The sequence below is a fragment of the Methanosarcina siciliae T4/M genome (assembly GCF_000970085.1).
In the GTDB taxonomy this organism is placed as follows: domain Archaea; phylum Halobacteriota; class Methanosarcinia; order Methanosarcinales; family Methanosarcinaceae; genus Methanosarcina; species Methanosarcina siciliae.
In genome coordinates this window covers 2,248,475-2,263,742 of record NZ_CP009506.1, presented here as the reverse complement: position 1 = coordinate 2,263,742, position 15,268 = coordinate 2,248,475, and the positions used below count along the sequence as shown (strand labels likewise).

The following is a 15,268-nucleotide window of genomic DNA, read 5'->3' as shown; positions in this document are numbered from 1 at the left end:
ATGAAAATTCATAACTAACATAGAAATCTGTATAAAATATTAAATTGTATCTACAATTTCGATAGTATCCACTAATTCTCAGAGAATAATCTCCTTGATTTTAAGCCAAATGAGTTTGATATATAATATCAATATAAAAAATGTTATTATAAATTCTACCAAATTTCACCCATTCTTGCTACAATCAGGCTATTGATCTTGTCAAAATTAGCGAAAATATACTTTTTGACCCCATTTTTCAAGAAATTGACTGTAAGTGTCAAATTCGACAGGCTTTTTTTGATGAATTTTGTGGATCTGTGTTTTACTTCCTCAAACTCATATCTCATCAACGATATGAATACCTCAGCTCATCTCCTTCTATAAGCTCAATATTGTCTTTGGTATTAGCTCCCTTATCAAAAACAATAAGAGAACCTTTTTTAAGTTTACTCTTCACCTGGTTATATGTATCAGGAAAGTGTTGTAAGTCAAGAACATTTCCTTTGTTCACTGTGATACCAATAGCTTCGCCTTGATTCATCCAGTTACTTGCTTCCTTGATACTGAAATTCTCAGTGAGCTTATAGCTCAACAATCCGATCAATAAACTATTGATGTCATGGCCTTTACTTTTATACTTACCAAAAATGGCGGAAAAATTGAGCTTTTCAAAAAAGTATTGAACAGCCAGTGTTGCTCCAATAGGAAGACATATATCCTTGTTAGGAATTGTAGGGAAGGCTCTCTGTTTTGTGATGTTCATTTGACCGAATTACACAAAAAAAGAGCACTTATTTTTAGGTAACTGTCAATGTCAGGATGTAAGGCAGGCCCTTGAGCAAGATGACTGCCCCGACAGTACAGCGTTCTCCCTTATAATAAAAAGAACCACCCGATTTTATCATAAGCTTCATCAACCTGCTGATTCGCTCAAGCCTGGCTTATGGCATTCAGGTGTTTAATGCCATTTCCGGCGTTTACGTTAAATTTTGTTTTAATTTTATTCATTATGATATATTTATATATCAATTCACTTGTTTCCTGAAAGTGGGAGCAAAAATGGATTTTGCTAAACCTGAAAACCTTGAAAATATCCCTTTATTGATTTTACATCCATCCACATCCCTTAGTTAGCTTTTGTTGCAATTGCAAAAAGCGTAATATTTCCAAAACCAGTGCCTTCCGGAGTCTGGGCTTTTCTGAATCCTTCAGTAATCTCCTGTCTGATATTTTCTCTGATCTCTTCGGGAATGTCTTTCAATACTCCATCCGGACTGTCTTTCTCTTCCAGGTGCTGCAAAAACTCTTCCGGAGAATTATACTTCAACTGGACAGCCTTTGGTTCGATTGAGATACCGGTAAAGCCGGCGCCTGAAAGCAGATCGTGGAGTTCCGGTGCGGTTACTTTTCTCATGCCCCTGTGCCATTCGTGGCGCTTTTCAATGTTATATTTTGCAAGAATGGGATCTACAAGTGCCCTCATTGTGTTAGGGCTGTCCCTATCAAGTGTTGTCATGCCAACCCTGCCCCCTGGACGGAGTACCCGATATATTTCTTTAAGGGCGGTTTTCTTGTCGTCAACCCAGTGGAATGAGGAGCAAAAATACGCATGGTTTATCGAGTTGTCCGGCACGACTCTGAGGTCCTCGGCCTGCCCTACCAGAAAACGGACATTTCCGGGGGAACCTTCCACAACTTTTTTTCGAGCAAGCTTAATGCGATATGAGGAAGGATCGATTCCTGTGAGCTGGCCAGTCGGTCCGAGAATTCCAGCGACGTTCAAAGCCTGCCGCCCGGTCCCGCAGCCTACATCGAGCACGAAATCCCCTTTTTTTATTCCCATCATTTCTACCAGTATCTGTCCTTTCTGGAACTGGTGATCGCAGTTCCGGTCATACCTTTCAGCACCCTCGGGAGAGTCCCAGTCAATTTCACTCATTTTCGGTCGCCTTCTGGAATCTTAAGACATTTCAGCGGAGAAAAACAAAGAACCTTATTTTTCAAACTGAAATCTGAAATTAATTTTTTTGATTCTTACTAACTGAGTCAAAATTTATAAATATTTCTTATTTGGTATGAAATTATCTCTGATTTCGCACTCCGGACCCTCGTTCAAAATTTCTGATTATATTGGACACCAACACCTGGAGAGGACATTAAAATTTTCATTTCACGGGTATGGTTTGTATAGGCGTGCCGGAAAATTTCTGTTTCTAAGATGTTGATCTGTCATCAATATTCTTTATAAGGATTAAACAGTGTTGATTAACATGCAAAAACATCACATTTCTCTGAGATAACCCAGTTTTTAAGGTCTAAAATGCCTTTTTCAGTTCTCTTTTTCATCACAAAAGTTTAATTTTTTACAACTGTTTTTAACTTTTTTTCTTAAACCCGGACATTTTAAAATTTAATTATTTATTGATAACCTCCTTCTAAAGATTTTTCATAAAAAAGGCAAACAACTTCGAAAATCATTTATATACAACTCCTTAAATTATGTTAACCAATTACATTAAATACCATAATTACTATCGGTAATATATATGCAGCTTCCAACACCCGAAAATCTTAAAAAAAGAAGGAATGAACTCGGGCTTACCCAGAGCGACCTGGCTAAAAGGGCAGGTGTAAGCCAGCCCCTTATAGCCCGTATAGAATCTGGAGACGTAGACCCCAGGCTTTCAACAGTCAGGAAAATCCTTGATGCTTTTGAGGAAGCTGAAAAGGAGCAGCAGATCATCATAAAAGACCTGATGCATTCCCCTGTTCTTCATGTTTCCCCCGAAGACTCGGTAGAAGAAGTGGTAAACCTTATGCATATTCATGGTTTTTCACAGATCCCCGTTCTTGACAGGGGCATTCCGGTTGGAAGTATTTCGGAAGATATGATCGTGAAACTGATGAGTGAGAGTAAGAAAAAATCAATATCTCAGTTGAAAATTTCAGGAATAATGGGAGAATCTTTTCCGACAGTATCGCCAAGAATATCGATCTCAGTAGTTTCCCACATCCTGGAAGGAAACCCGGCCGTACTTGTAGTAGAAAAAGGAGCAGTAGTGGGCGTTGTAACAAAACATGACGTGATGAAACTCCTTCAGGGACAATAATTTGAGCCATTTTCCTTAATCTCGGATCTGAGATCGAACATGGAAAGCACATGAATTATATACTAGGATTCATTTAAACCTGAATCCTTAATTAAATTCGGTGCTTAATCTGTCTGAAATGACCAAAGAAACATGGCAAATGCGATCGAAAATACATCCGGCGTGAGCTGATGCGTAGCCCTTATAGTACGCTGTGTTCGTAAAAATATAACCCTGGATTATCAGGACTACATGACTGAAGATTATAGAGGTTACATAAATTTCCTTAACAGTCAAAACTAAAAAGCGATTGAATCTTTGAAAAAATGTGGAGAACAATAAGATGGATATGGAAGATGCCCTTCTCATGATGCCTGGACCCGTACCTGTTACACCCAGAGTCCTTAGGGTGATGTCAAAACCGATGATTAACCACCGGAGTGCTGAATTTGCAGGAATTTATACCGATTGCAGGCAGATTCTTGCTGACGTGTTTCAGACAAAGAATGACATCTTTTTACTCAGCGGCTCCGGGACTGCCGGGATGGAAGCCGCAGTCGGGTCTGTGGCCGGAAGTGGGGACAAAGTTATCGCCATAGAAAATGGGAAGTTCGGACAGCGTTTCAAAGACCTTGCAGCTATTTATGCTGACGTGGTACCCCTGGAGTTTGAATGGGGACTTCCAGTTGACCTTGAAATGGTCAAGGAGAAGCTCGAAGAAGGGGCAAAAGCCATCACCCTTGTCCACAACGAAACCTCTGCAGGTATCCTTAACCCTGCTGTAGAAATCGGCAAACTTGCAAAAAAGCACGATGCTATTTTTATTATGGACGGCGTAACCTCCCTCGGAGGAGATGAAGTCAAAGTCGATGAATGGGGCATTGACATTGCAATCGTGGGATCGCAGAAGTGCATTGCAGCTCCACCCGGGATGTCAGCTGTTTCCGTAAGCGAAAAAGCCTTTGAGGCAATAAACGCCATGAAGAAAAGGCCATACTATAATGACCTTAAAGCATATAAAAAGAGCGGAGACAAACCCAAACCTGAAACACCATACACCCCTGCAATTCCTCTGTTCTATGCCATGCAGGAAGCCCTTCACATCGTAAAGGAAGAAGGCATGGAAGCAAGGATCAAAAGGCACAGGTCTCTCTCCGAAGCGGTAAGGGTAGCGGTCGGCGCAATGAACATAGAGATGTTCCCTCAGCTTAACGAATATAGCAAGTACTCCAACACCGTCACTGCAATGAAAGCCCCTGCAGGGATTGATGGGGAAGACATTAAAAACGATATGAAGAAGCGGGGTGTAATTATAGCCGGAGGGCAGGAACGCCTTAAGGGCAAGATTTTCAGGATCGGAAACATGGGGAATGTAACTGCAAGAGATGTCCTCTCCACCATCCAGCAGCTGGAAATCGTGCTGAGCAAGCGAGGTTACATTGACTGCGTAGGAGCAGGTACGGAAGCTGCAATGCGCGTTATTGACAGGGTATAAGAGGATAAAAAAATCCTCCAAAACCAAAGTATATAAATAGTTCAGGAAAACCAGAGAACATTGATATTTAAATTCCGATCGGATTCACATGCCCACAATAGGAATTGCAGATACCACGTTTGCGCGCTATAATATGGGGCGTGCAGCAATCGACGAGATACAGAAAAACGTATCCGTACAGATTAAAAGGGTAACAGTGCCCGGGATAAAAGACCTTCCTGTAGCTGCCAAAAAGCTTATTGAAGAAGAAGGCTGCGATATCGTAATGGCCCTTGGAATGCCCGGTGCCCAGCAAAAAGACAAAATGTGCGCTCATGAAGCTTCTCAGGGTCTTATAATGGCCCAGCTCATGACCAACACTCATATTATAGAGGTCTTTGTCCACGAGGATGAAGGAAAAGACGAAAAAGAACTTTCTCTTCTCATGGACAGAAGGACCCGGGAACATGCTTTAAACGTGATAAAACTGCTCTTCAAGCCGGAAAAACTGGTAAGGGAAGCCGGTACCGGCCAGAGGCAGGGTTTTGAGGACGCTGGTCCTTTGAGAATGTGAAGCGACTTTAAGTTAAAAACAAGACTGGAGACCTTACTAAATGACTATCAGCCTAGGATTTGTTGTAGCTGAATTTAACAGGGATCTGACCTACCAGATGGAGCTGCTTGGAAGAGAACATGCAGAATTCCTGGGGGCAACAGTTAAAGAGACCATTCTCGTGCCCGGGGTCTTTGACATGCCCCTTGCAATCAAGAAGCTCTGCCAGAGGGAGGATATTGATGCAGTGGTGACTATAGGGTCGGTAATCGAAGGTGAGACCGACCATGATCAGGTGGTTATGCAGCATGCCGCAAGGAAAATCATGGACCTTTCCCTTGAGTTTAACAAGCCGGTAACTCTCGGAATTCCGGGTCCGGGCATGACCAGGATGGCTGCTCATGAACGTGTTGACTATGCTAAAAGGGCAGTGGAAGCTGCAGTAAAGCTGGTGCGGCGGCTGTGAAGTTCCTTGACGCTTCGATAAGCTAGCAAAAATGTAACAAACCAGGACCATCCCTATGACATCCGCAAGGCTCAAGCGTGTAGAAGAATCCGCAACGATCCGGATCTCCAATATCGCAACCAGAATGATAAAAGAGGGTGCAGACGTAATCAATTTCAGCCTTGGTGAACCTGATTTCGATACCCCTAAAAACATCTGCGATGCTGCAGCAAAGGCTATGTACGAGGGAAAAACCCATTACGCTCCTTCTGCAGGCATTCCGGAGCTGAGGGCAGCTATTGCCGAAAAATTGAAGACGGAAAACTATCTTGAAGTGACCGAAAAAGACGTGCTGGTCACCCCAGGGGCAAAACAGGCGATTTTCGAAATAATGATGGGTGCCCTTGACGACGGGGATCAGGCTCTCCTCTTTGACCCTGCCTGGGTAACATATGATGCCTGCATACGTTTTTCAGGAGCAGATACGGTCTGGGTGCCTACAGTCCCTGAAAAAGGCTTTTTGCCGGATAATTTCGCCGAGTACATAAATGACAAGACAAAGCTCATTGTTGTAAACAGCCCGGGCAACCCGACAGGCGGAGTATTCGGGAAAAAGACTCTCCAGTGCATTGCCGATCTTGCAATTGACCACGACATGCTGGTAGTCTCAGATGAAATATATGAGAAAATCATCTATGACCGGGAACATATCAGTATCGGCAGTTTTGACGGAATGCAGGATAGAACCATCACTGTAAACGGTTTTTCCAAGGCATACGCAATGACCGGCTGGAGACTCGGATACCTTACCGCTCCCCCTGAGATCTTTAAACTTCTGCAGAAGATCCAGTCCCACTCGGTAAGCAGCGCCACAACCTTTGTTCAATACGGCGGACTTGAAGCCCTGCAGGGTCCCCAGGACGGCGTCAAAGCAATGGTTGACCGCTTTAAAATGCGCAGGGATATCCTTATCGACGGGCTGAACAAAATAGGGATTGAGTGCAAGAAACCGGACGGAGCCTTCTATGCCTTTGCCAATGTGAGCGAGTATGGAAACGGGACCGAGGTTGCTGAAAGGCTCCTGAAGGAAGCTCATGTGGCAGTGACTCCGGGAATTGCATTCGGAGCTTCAGGCGAGGACTTTATCAGGATTTCTTATGCAACATCCATTGACAGAATCCGGGAAGCGCTTGAAAGGCTTGAAAAGATATTTGCATGAAACACGATTCTGGGAACTTTTTAAAAAAGAGGAACGAAAAATACAGGCCAGAAAAGTGTTTTTATTAAAGGCGGTATGGGTAAATTTACCCATACCGTTTAAGGACCTCTTTTATTATTGCCCCCGTACTGCAGAGGGGGCACTCTTTTGAAAGTGGAATCCTGACTACTTTTGCAGGGAGCCCTCTTTTAGTAAGTTCTTTTTCCAGAAGCTCAATTTCAAAATGCTGATCATACCCCAGGGCGATGATATCCGGCCTAATCTCTTTCAGGGGTTCGAAAATATCTTTTTCACTACCAAGAATGGCTTTGTCTACCGTCCGGAGGGCATCTACCATCTCAAGCCGCTGCTCCTCGGGAATTATAGGTTTTGGCTTATGAGTTACATTGGAATCCCTGGCAATAATAACGAAGAGCTCATCTCCAAGAGCTCGCGCCTGGCTCAGGAAATAAACATGTCCCGGATGGAGTATGTCAAAAGTTCCGGTAGCAAGTACACGCGTCAACAAATCACCTGGTCTCGGGTAACATCCTGCAAGCATAAGAAACTTACTGAAAATAGTCCCTTCCCCCTGCCTTCAAAGATTCCATATTATTCAACCTGTATATGATGTGAACGATTATTGTTATTTCAGGGGATAGCCCTTGCAGAGACACACTTTGAATTACCGTAAGTAATATATATCTATCGAAAATATAACTATATTGTATAGAATTAGCAAGCTGACAGCTGCAGTCTTAAAAGAAAGGATGAAAAAAGGAAATTTTAACCTTTTCCGGAAGAGCTGTTACCTTTGAGATTAACACAAGTAATTTATAATTCTGACAAAAATTACCATTTAGATTAATTTATAATAAGAGGAAAACCGCATGGTTGAAAAATCGGTTCATGAGATCAATAAAAAAATTGAAGATGGAAGCGTCAATGTAGTCACAGCCGAGGAAATGGTCGGAATTGTTGAAAGCCTTGGCGTGGAAGGTGCTGCAAGAGAGGTTGATGTGGTCACTACAGGCACGTTCGGAGCCATGTGCTCTTCAGGTTTGATGCTTAATCTCGGACATTCAGAACCCCCGATAAAGATCCAGAAACTCTGGTTTAACAACGTTGAGGCATATAGCGGACTTGCTGCTGTGGATGCTTACCTCGGGGCTGCCCAGATCTCGGATACAAGGGGAATACAATATGGTGGGGCGCACGTTATTGAAGACCTGCTGAGAAGAAAAGAAATCGACGTGCATGCAACATCATATGGGACAGACTGCTACCCCAGAAAAGTTCTTGATACGAGAATCACCCTTGACGACTTAAACGAGGCAGTCCTTCTCAACCCCAGAAATGCTTACCAGAAATATGCCGCTGCAACAAACAGTTCAAAAAGGATTCTTAACACCTATATGGGAGAGCTGCTGCCCAACTTCGGAAACGTAACTTACTCGGGAGCCGGAGTGCTTTCTCCCCTCTCAAATGACCCTACCTACGAAACTATCGGGATGGGCACAAGGATTTTCATGGGAGGGGCTCAGGGCTATATCATAGGCAATGGGACCCAGCACTCTCCCTCAAGCAGTTTTGGGACCCTTATGCTTAAAGGAAACCTGAAAGAAATGAGCTCCGATTATATAAGGGCTGCTTCTTTTGCAGGCTACGGGACAACCCTTTATATGGGAATCGGGATCCCCATACCTATTCTGAATGAAAAAATCGCAGCCTCAACTGCGGTGCGTGACGAAGATATCTTTACCGACATTCTTGATTATGCCGTCGGCAGCAGGGATAAGCCTGTGATAAAGCAGGTAAACTATGCCGAACTCAGATCAGGCTCAGTGGAGCTTGAAGGGAAGAACACACCTACCTCATCCCTCTCAAGCTTCAAGAACGCCAGAAAGATTGCAAATGAACTAAAGGAATGGGTTAAGCACGGAAAATTCTTTGTCAGCATTCCCGTGGAAAGACTTTCCCACGAGGGTTCGGCAAAATCTATGAAACAAACTCAACCGGTCCCTCTCGTAAAAGACGTCATGGCCGACTTTATTGTTACCATCAAAAAGGACCAGACGGTTCAGGACGCTGCAAAGAAGATCTGGGAGAACTCCTTTAACCACCTTGCTGTGGTTTCGGATACAGGGGAACTGGTTGGAATTCTGACAGCCTGGGACATCTCAAAAGCTGTTGCCGAAAACATATTTGATTCCGTAGAAAGCGTCATGACGAAAAAAGTCCTTACCTGCGCCCCGAACGAACCCGTGGACCTTGCAGCTCGCAGGCTTGACCGCTATGGTGTTTCGGCAATGCCTGTAATCGATACACAGAGGAAAGTACTCGGAATAATCACGAGCGACAATATAAGCAAGCTTCTCGCAAGGAGGTACTGAGCATGAAAATAAAGATCTGCATCCCTACGGAAAGGATTCAAAATCCCATCATCTCCGAGACGATTGTCGAAACCGGAATCCTGCTTAATATCATGGTCGCAAATATCGACTCAACTTACGGCGAACTGATTGCGGATGTAAAGGATTCCAGGTTCGCCCGAATTAAAAAAGCTCTCGAATCCAGGGGAGCATTAGTTGCAATTCTGGACCGCCCCATTCACAGGGACGAAGAAGAATGCGTGGAATGCGGAGCCTGTATCTCGGTCTGTCCGATGAATGTTTACTCCTTTGATGAGACCTGGAGCTTATGCGTGGACGAAAAGAAATGTATCCAGTGCGGCATGTGTATCAAAATGTGCCCGCACGGCGCTTTAAAACTAGGGGAATGAAAGAAAACCGAAACTCAGTTTTTTCTTCCTTTTTCCTCTTCTTTTTCTTCCTTTTTCCTCTTCTTTTTCTTTCTTTTCCTTTCTTTTCCCTTTTTGCCGCAGATATCACTCTTTCACAGTTTTGATTTATCGGATTAATTATTGACTTGCTTCGGCACGCAGAGGTAGAAGCTTTCAGTTCTCTCTCCCTGCGCCGCACCGGGTCTGAACCGGCCAGCCAGCAAGATAAAAAGTAATCTACTAAGAGGCCCCCAATGAAGAGAAACAATACATTGGAAAAAAAGCCTCTTAGCCAGGAGAATCCGTACTTAACCACAAAAACCGTAAAGGAGTATAGTTGTGGATACTGATATCCATTCTGAAACTCCCATTATTTATAGATTGAAACAAATAATAATAAAGTATAGTAAGAAGATGTAAGAAGATAACATGTGAAAGTCACCTGCGTTCAGGATTTTTTACATTTTGAGAGAAAAAACTGGTAGGAGAATCATTGAAGACAAAGAAAATGGATTTGCATAATGACTTTGGAATCCTTGAAAAAGGGGGAGCAAAAATATGAGAATCCTTGTACTTTATACGGGTGAACTCGGAAAAAAAGTTATCCAGAATTTGATAAATCCGTCAACTTTCTGCGTGTCATGCGGTGAACTCTGCAACCACTGCCGTCAGGTAAGGAAATCCTATGCAAACCTGCTTGTTGGGATCCACGAATTCCCGGAAGACCTGCCTGCGTTTATCGAAGAGCCTGCCCAGTTCCTGCCTCCGAAACTTCCGGAATGTGACCTTATACTTGCCATAGGGATCCATCCCGACCTCCTCATAGCCCTTCCTGAAGTCATACAAAAAACAGGGGCAAAAGCAGTAATCGCCCCCGCTGAAGACTCGAAGAAGACTCCTGCCGGCGTCCTTGAGCAGCTCAGAAAAGAACTTGAAGCCATGGGTGTCGAATTTGAGGCCCCAAAACCCTTCTGTGCCCTGGAAAAGACCGGAAAGCCAGCTATAGATGCTTTCGTAGACCTTGGTTTCGGAAAACCGGTGCTCAGAATAGAAATGAGCCCTGACGGAAAGATGTTCATAGGCGCAGGCGTCCTTAGAGATGCACCCTGTGGCTCAACCTGGTTTGTCGCAAAAAAGCTCGGCTGGACCGACGTTTCGGGATATAAAGAAAGCATTTCAGGTTCCCACCACTCTTACCCCTGTACCGGAAGCATGGATAAAGATCCTCAGATAGGAGATACGATCCTGCACAAAGCCGGATATATCATCAGGGAAGCTGTGGAAGAAGGAATGGAGTGCGAGAAAAAGGAAAAATCCAGAATTTCGGCAAGCTATGGTAATGAAGCTCAAGCTACTGGCTCCTGAGATTCAAGCTTCTGAGATTTAAAATGTATATAAAGGTGTATATGAAGGCACAATTTTTTCGTGCCATTCTTTACTTTCAGAAGTAAAGGACCAGAGTTGGTTTAATTTAAATGTTTACTTTTGAAATATTGACATTTAGCTGATGTATACGTTTGAAACCTTATTTTCAGGTTGCTTCTGGGGATAAACCTCTTCACAGGGTTCACAGGGCTGGATCACTACAAAGCCTTCCCCTCGGAAAACCATCTGGACGGATTCTCCACTGTTTTTTCCAATTAAAGTTTTCAGGGAAATGTCGGTTTTTATCTCCGGCTCGAGGTTCCCTGACCAGGCAACCGTAGCATTCGGAGAAGTGAAGAACGGATATTCCTTAGTTACCCTGAAAGTCAAAGGGTCCTGGTGGGTGGTGATGGCAACTATGCCTGTTCCTTCGAGTTTCACGTTGTAAATCTCGTTATCCATCACCCCTGAGAATTTTCTCATCATCCTGATATCCCAGTTGAGGGGGTCTTCAATAGCCAGGATGTCGTTACAGTTCACGCAGATTGAGTCGTTTTCAAGCTTCAGAAGCGAAACCTTCTTGCCCCTGTCCGCAAGGTAGAGTTTTCCTCTTCCTTCTGCTTTTGTAAAGCTGAACCCTTCTCCTGCCAGAGATATTTTCACGAGTTTCCCAGGCCCGTATTCGAGGGAATCTTCACGAGTAAACCTTATATCCCCTCTGTATGCCGTCATAGATCCCATTCTGATCCAGACCACGCCATTGAGATGCACCTTCAGCAGCTGCTCTCTTTCCAGTTCAAAAGTTTCCGGCCCCGGGGCTCTTTCTCCAGTCCTTCGGATAAAATCTTCTAAAGAATGGTATCCCATCGTTTTTTACCTCTGGCCATCCTTGTGTTTTTAATATTCTCCGATGATTAATAAGTTATAATAAATATAAATAAGTATTTCTATATTCTTTTCAATAGTGTTGGTAAGAGATTATTATCCAGAGAAAACTTCCTGTTATTTATATGAAGCATGCCTAACAATTGTAAAAGATAAAATCTCTTTTTCAGATTAAAGTCCAGGAGGTAACCATGAAACCAAAGATTGATTCCACAAGTTTTGGTTTGATTACTGTAGAAGGAGAGACATTTGAATACGATATTCTCATCCGTCTTGACGGCAGGGTTGAAAAACGAGAGAAAATGCTTTCAAAAGGAAAGTATGGGACTTCTCATAAAATCTCTCTTGAAGAAGCCGAACAGATCTATGAGGAAGGAATTGAAAAAATCATCATAGGGACAGGGCAGACAGGTTTTGTGGAACTTTCGGAAGAAGCTGAAGACTTTTTCATGGGAAAGAAATGCGGGATCGAACTTTTCCCTACTCCCTGGGCAATTGAACGCTGGAATGAAATTGAAGGCAGGGTCTCTGCAATGTTCCATGTAACCTGCTAAGGGATAAAAAAGATCACAGATAGATAGTTAACACATAGACAGATAGTTAACACATAATTACGGGCTTAACAGACAAAATAGATACTGTATATTAACGAGGCAGTGCTGTCTTATTTTTGCTGAAACAGCCCTGCCCTATAATTAATTCGTATAGTTGTGTTTTTCCGCAGAATTCTTTCCTTAGCATTTTTCTGCGGCATTTTTCTACGGCATGTTTCTAAGGCGATTTTCCTTTATTCCTTTGTTTCTCTTTTTTCCTTCATTTCTTTGCTTTCTTTATTCCGATCATTCTTTTGTTTCCCTTTATTCCTTCATTCCTTCGTTTCCTTCATATGTACGTCCATCTGCGGGAAGGGGATTTCAATTCCTTCTCTTCTGTAAGCTTCAAAGATCCCTGCCGTCAGGTCATTCTTTACACCCCAAAAATCATCTGTGTTAGTCCAGGCCCTGACCTGCAAGTTTACGGAAGAACTGGCAAGTTCGGTAGTGACAACCGCAGGTTCGGGGTCAGGCAGGACAAGAGGATGTCCTTTCGTAAGTTCAAGAGCGAACCGGATAGCTTTTTCAAGATCCGAAGAGTAGCTTATACCCACATCAACAGAAACCCTTCTTGTAGGCATTCGCGTCATATTAACAATAGAACTTCCCCAGACGAGTTTATTCGGAATTGTTATAAGCTGGTTGTCGGGAGTCAGGAGTTCAGTTGACATAATACTTACGGATTTTATTTTTCCGGTCTGTCCGTTTACGGTCACCACCTCTCCCGTATCGACAGGCCTGATTGCCGCAACCCATATCCCGGCTGTTATATTGGTAAAGGTATCCTGCATCCCGAGGCCCAGTACCAGGCCTATTATCGCAGATAGGCCCACTACAAAACTATCCACGTCAAAATTCAGGCTCTTCAAAAAGATCAGGAAAACTATCACATACAGGAGGATGCTCAGAAAATTTGCCAGAAACTGAATCGTAAGCTCAGGTAGTTTTGTTTTCTGCATCCCTCTTCTGAAAATATAAACAAGAATTTTCACCGAAATAAAGCCTGCAATCAGTATTATTACTGCAAAAATCAGCCTTGATACTGTTACGTCAGTATACGGGATTACCTGTCCCATTATTCCATTGCTTATTACGTTATCCATTTTTAATCTCCCTCGATTTTTATCCCTGATACACAAAAAATCAAAAAAGCTTTTCATCCTGATAGTAGGACATATTTTATGATGTTAGCCGGGATTGATAACCCGGGGTTATACCATTAGAATTGAATTCAGCACAAAATATGTTTAATTGATTTTATAAGTAACTTATCGAAGATAGCTTTCTGACATGTCTTCTCACTCAGGAAAAACCTTCACACTCAGGAAGAGAGTTACATAGAACAAACTTTAACATATACGGGAACTAAAGGAACTATGCCTTGAAAAACACATCAAAGGACTGACTTTACTAAATTATTTATCATATTAGATTATTAATGCTTTTAAGCGTTAAACTGAAGGGTTAGACTCAAAATAAGATTGTTAATCTGTAAATTTATTGGCCACTAACCCTTTACCGAAAATTCTTTACTGACCATTTACCGTAGATTTACTTGCCCGATATACACCTCAACAAATTCAGGAAGTTATAAATTGAAGTGGATCAAAAAGCTCTTAGGAAAACAGGAAAGCTCCGGTGAGAAAACCGCTCCCAGTGAAGTCGGTTTTGAGGAACTGCCCGCATGGCTGGAAGAGAGTTCTCAAAAAATATCTTCCGATATAGAAAAGGATGTCTCAGGCATATTCAAAGAGCTTGAAGCTGCTATTTCCGAGCTTAAAGAGAGCAGTGTAAGGCTCCAGGAAGCAAAAGTTGAGGGAAATTTTGACGTAAGGGCTGTAAAACGAGCGAAGAGCAACAGGGAAAATGTGACAAAACAGGTCGGAGTATTTCTGGACAAATTAGGAGTTCTTGAGAGCAGGGATTTCAGGGCTCTTAAGGAATATCAAGAAACAGCTGTGCAGAACCTGAACACCTGCCTTGAACACATGAGCCAGAGTTTCCGGTACACAAAAACCGTCTTTCCCCATGAATCAAAGGATCTTACCGAAAGCCTTGGAGAGACAGGCCAGATTCTTAATAAGCTCAAAGGAACGATCCAGGGGCACAAGAGAGAAATGGACGCTCTTGAATCAAGTTCTGCAGGCATAAAAGAAATTCAGCGCTTATCTGCTTCAATAAAGGCCGAAAATCTGGAACTTGAAGCAAAAACCCGGAAAATCCAGGCTATGAAAAATGAAATTGCCAAAACCGATCAGGCTCTCGAAGATTTCAAGAAAGGAGAAGCCTGGCAAAACCTTCAGCGCCTTCAGGAAGAGCTGGACACAGCCAGTGGCCGGCTCAAAAAAGCCGAAACAGGTCTGAACTCCCTTATCCTCCCCTTTTCGGGAAACCTCTCAAAGATAAAAAAACTCCATGAAAGCGGTCGATACACATTAAAACCAGATGTAAAACAGCAACTTGACCTCTGCCTTGAAGCCCCTGCTAACCTTGACCTTTCTTTCTTCCCGGAGCTCCAGAAGGTCTTTGAAGACCCTGCCCTTGACATACAGACCCAGAAAAAAGAAAAAACCCTTGCGCAAGTCAAAGCCGCAATGTCAGGCTTTGAAGAGAAGAAAAAAGAATACATCGAAGCCCGGAAAGCACTTGAAGCAAAAAAAGCCGAATTTGCAGGCTCAGATACCGGAAAACTTACCGAACTCGAACACAAGGAAGCAGAACTACTGGCTAGAACCCGCCTGCTTGAAGAAGAACTTGAGAGTTCCGAAAAGAAATTAACTGTTTTCAAAGGAGAACTAAAAAACAAGGAAGCAGAAATTCAGGCAAATGTAGCCGTAATTGACAGTAGCGTAAAAATTCAACTCCTGCCCTGAGTTTAGTCTTTTTGTTTTCTTCTTTTCCT

General features: G+C 43.0%; 15 protein-coding genes and 1 pseudogene. 10 read left to right on the top strand and 6 right to left on the bottom strand.

Annotated elements, in window-relative coordinates; translation table 11 throughout:
* Positions 1–340 precede the first annotated feature (340 nt).
* Both MSSIT_RS21970 and MSSIT_RS09605 read right to left on the bottom strand, forming a co-directional pair.
* A pseudogene (locus MSSIT_RS21970) lies at positions 341–745 on the bottom strand (IS1634 family transposase); the annotation flags it as partial.
* A gap of 363 nt (positions 746–1,108) precedes the next feature.
* A complete protein-coding gene (locus MSSIT_RS09605) occupies positions 1,109–1,921 on the bottom strand; it encodes a class I SAM-dependent methyltransferase (protein WP_048171969.1) in 813 nt (270 codons plus the stop codon).
* Positions 1,922–2,528: 607 nt separating this feature from the next.
* On the opposite strand from MSSIT_RS09605, the gene MSSIT_RS09600 reads away from it, so the two are divergent.
* The 5 genes from MSSIT_RS09600 to MSSIT_RS09580 all read left to right on the top strand — a co-directional run bounded on the left by MSSIT_RS09600 (position 2,529) and on the right by MSSIT_RS09580 (position 6,762).
* Positions 2,529–3,092: a helix-turn-helix domain-containing protein gene (locus MSSIT_RS09600; RefSeq protein ID WP_048171967.1), complete on the top strand. Its 564-nt coding sequence runs from the start codon at positions 2,529–2,531 to the stop codon at positions 3,090–3,092.
* 322 nt (positions 3,093–3,414) lie between these two features.
* A complete protein-coding gene (locus MSSIT_RS09595) occupies positions 3,415–4,566 on the top strand; it encodes a pyridoxal-phosphate-dependent aminotransferase family protein (protein WP_048171963.1) in 1,152 nt (383 codons plus the stop codon).
* A gap of 88 nt (positions 4,567–4,654) precedes the next feature.
* Positions 4,655–5,119 carry a riboflavin synthase gene (gene ribC, locus MSSIT_RS09590; RefSeq protein ID WP_048171962.1) on the top strand — a complete coding sequence of 155 codons (465 nt, stop codon included), beginning with the start codon at positions 4,655–4,657 and terminating at the stop codon, positions 5,117–5,119.
* Positions 5,120–5,159: 40 nt separating this feature from the next.
* Entirely contained in the window at positions 5,160–5,564 is a 405-nt protein-coding gene (ribH, locus tag MSSIT_RS09585; protein WP_011032198.1) for a 6,7-dimethyl-8-ribityllumazine synthase, read from the top strand.
* A gap of 55 nt (positions 5,565–5,619) precedes the next feature.
* Entirely contained in the window at positions 5,620–6,762 is a 1,143-nt protein-coding gene (locus tag MSSIT_RS09580) for a pyridoxal phosphate-dependent aminotransferase (protein WP_048171961.1), read from the top strand.
* A gap of 85 nt (positions 6,763–6,847) precedes the next feature.
* On the opposite strand, the gene MSSIT_RS09575 is transcribed toward MSSIT_RS09580, so the two are convergent.
* Complete coding sequence (locus MSSIT_RS09575; protein ID WP_048171959.1) at positions 6,848–7,303, bottom strand: adenylyltransferase/cytidyltransferase family protein; 456 nt, start codon at positions 7,301–7,303, stop codon at positions 6,848–6,850.
* 328 nt (positions 7,304–7,631) lie between these two features.
* On the opposite strand from MSSIT_RS09575, the gene MSSIT_RS09570 reads away from it, so the two are divergent.
* Together MSSIT_RS09570 and MSSIT_RS09565 are read left to right on the top strand one after the other, a co-directional pair.
* Complete coding sequence (locus MSSIT_RS09570) at positions 7,632–9,134, top strand: L-aspartate semialdehyde sulfurtransferase (protein ID WP_048171957.1); 1,503 nt, start codon at positions 7,632–7,634, stop codon at positions 9,132–9,134.
* Between the two features lie 2 nt (positions 9,135–9,136).
* Complete coding sequence (locus MSSIT_RS09565) at positions 9,137–9,523, top strand: 4Fe-4S binding protein (RefSeq protein ID WP_048171956.1); 387 nt, start codon at positions 9,137–9,139, stop codon at positions 9,521–9,523.
* On the opposite strand, the gene MSSIT_RS23135 is transcribed toward MSSIT_RS09565, so the two are convergent.
* The gene (locus tag MSSIT_RS23135; protein ID WP_156158832.1) at positions 9,483–9,839 is read right to left on the bottom strand and encodes a hypothetical protein; all 357 of its coding nucleotides are present in this window, start codon (positions 9,837–9,839) and stop codon (positions 9,483–9,485) included. The two genes, MSSIT_RS09565 and MSSIT_RS23135, sit on opposite strands and share 41 nt — an antisense overlap.
* Before the next feature lie 242 nt (positions 9,840–10,081).
* Here MSSIT_RS23135 and MSSIT_RS09560 point away from each other — a divergent pair, with 242 nt between their 5' ends.
* Complete coding sequence (locus tag MSSIT_RS09560; RefSeq protein ID WP_048171955.1) at positions 10,082–10,888, top strand: DUF166 domain-containing protein; 807 nt, start codon at positions 10,082–10,084, stop codon at positions 10,886–10,888.
* Positions 10,889–11,023: 135 nt separating this feature from the next.
* On the opposite strand, the gene MSSIT_RS09555 is transcribed toward MSSIT_RS09560, so the two are convergent.
* Positions 11,024–11,755, bottom strand: coding sequence for an AIM24 family protein (locus tag MSSIT_RS09555; RefSeq protein ID WP_048171954.1), 732 nt, complete (start codon positions 11,753–11,755; stop codon positions 11,024–11,026).
* A 209-nt stretch (positions 11,756–11,964) separates the two neighbouring features.
* Between MSSIT_RS09555 and MSSIT_RS09550 the strand changes: the two genes are divergently transcribed.
* On the top strand, positions 11,965–12,327 hold the full coding sequence (locus MSSIT_RS09550) for an Mth938-like domain-containing protein (protein WP_048171951.1): 363 nt from the start codon (positions 11,965–11,967) through the stop codon (positions 12,325–12,327).
* Positions 12,328–12,638: 311 nt separating this feature from the next.
* On the opposite strand, the gene MSSIT_RS09545 is transcribed toward MSSIT_RS09550, so the two are convergent.
* Positions 12,639–13,469 (bottom strand): mechanosensitive ion channel family protein, encoded by an 831-nt coding sequence (locus tag MSSIT_RS09545; protein ID WP_048171950.1) that lies wholly within the window; start codon positions 13,467–13,469, stop codon positions 12,639–12,641.
* A 492-nt stretch (positions 13,470–13,961) separates the two neighbouring features.
* Here MSSIT_RS09545 and MSSIT_RS09540 point away from each other — a divergent pair, with 492 nt between their 5' ends.
* Positions 13,962–15,239: a hypothetical protein gene (locus MSSIT_RS09540; RefSeq protein WP_048171947.1), complete on the top strand. Its 1,278-nt coding sequence runs from the start codon at positions 13,962–13,964 to the stop codon at positions 15,237–15,239.
* Positions 15,240–15,268: the final 29 nt, after the last annotated feature.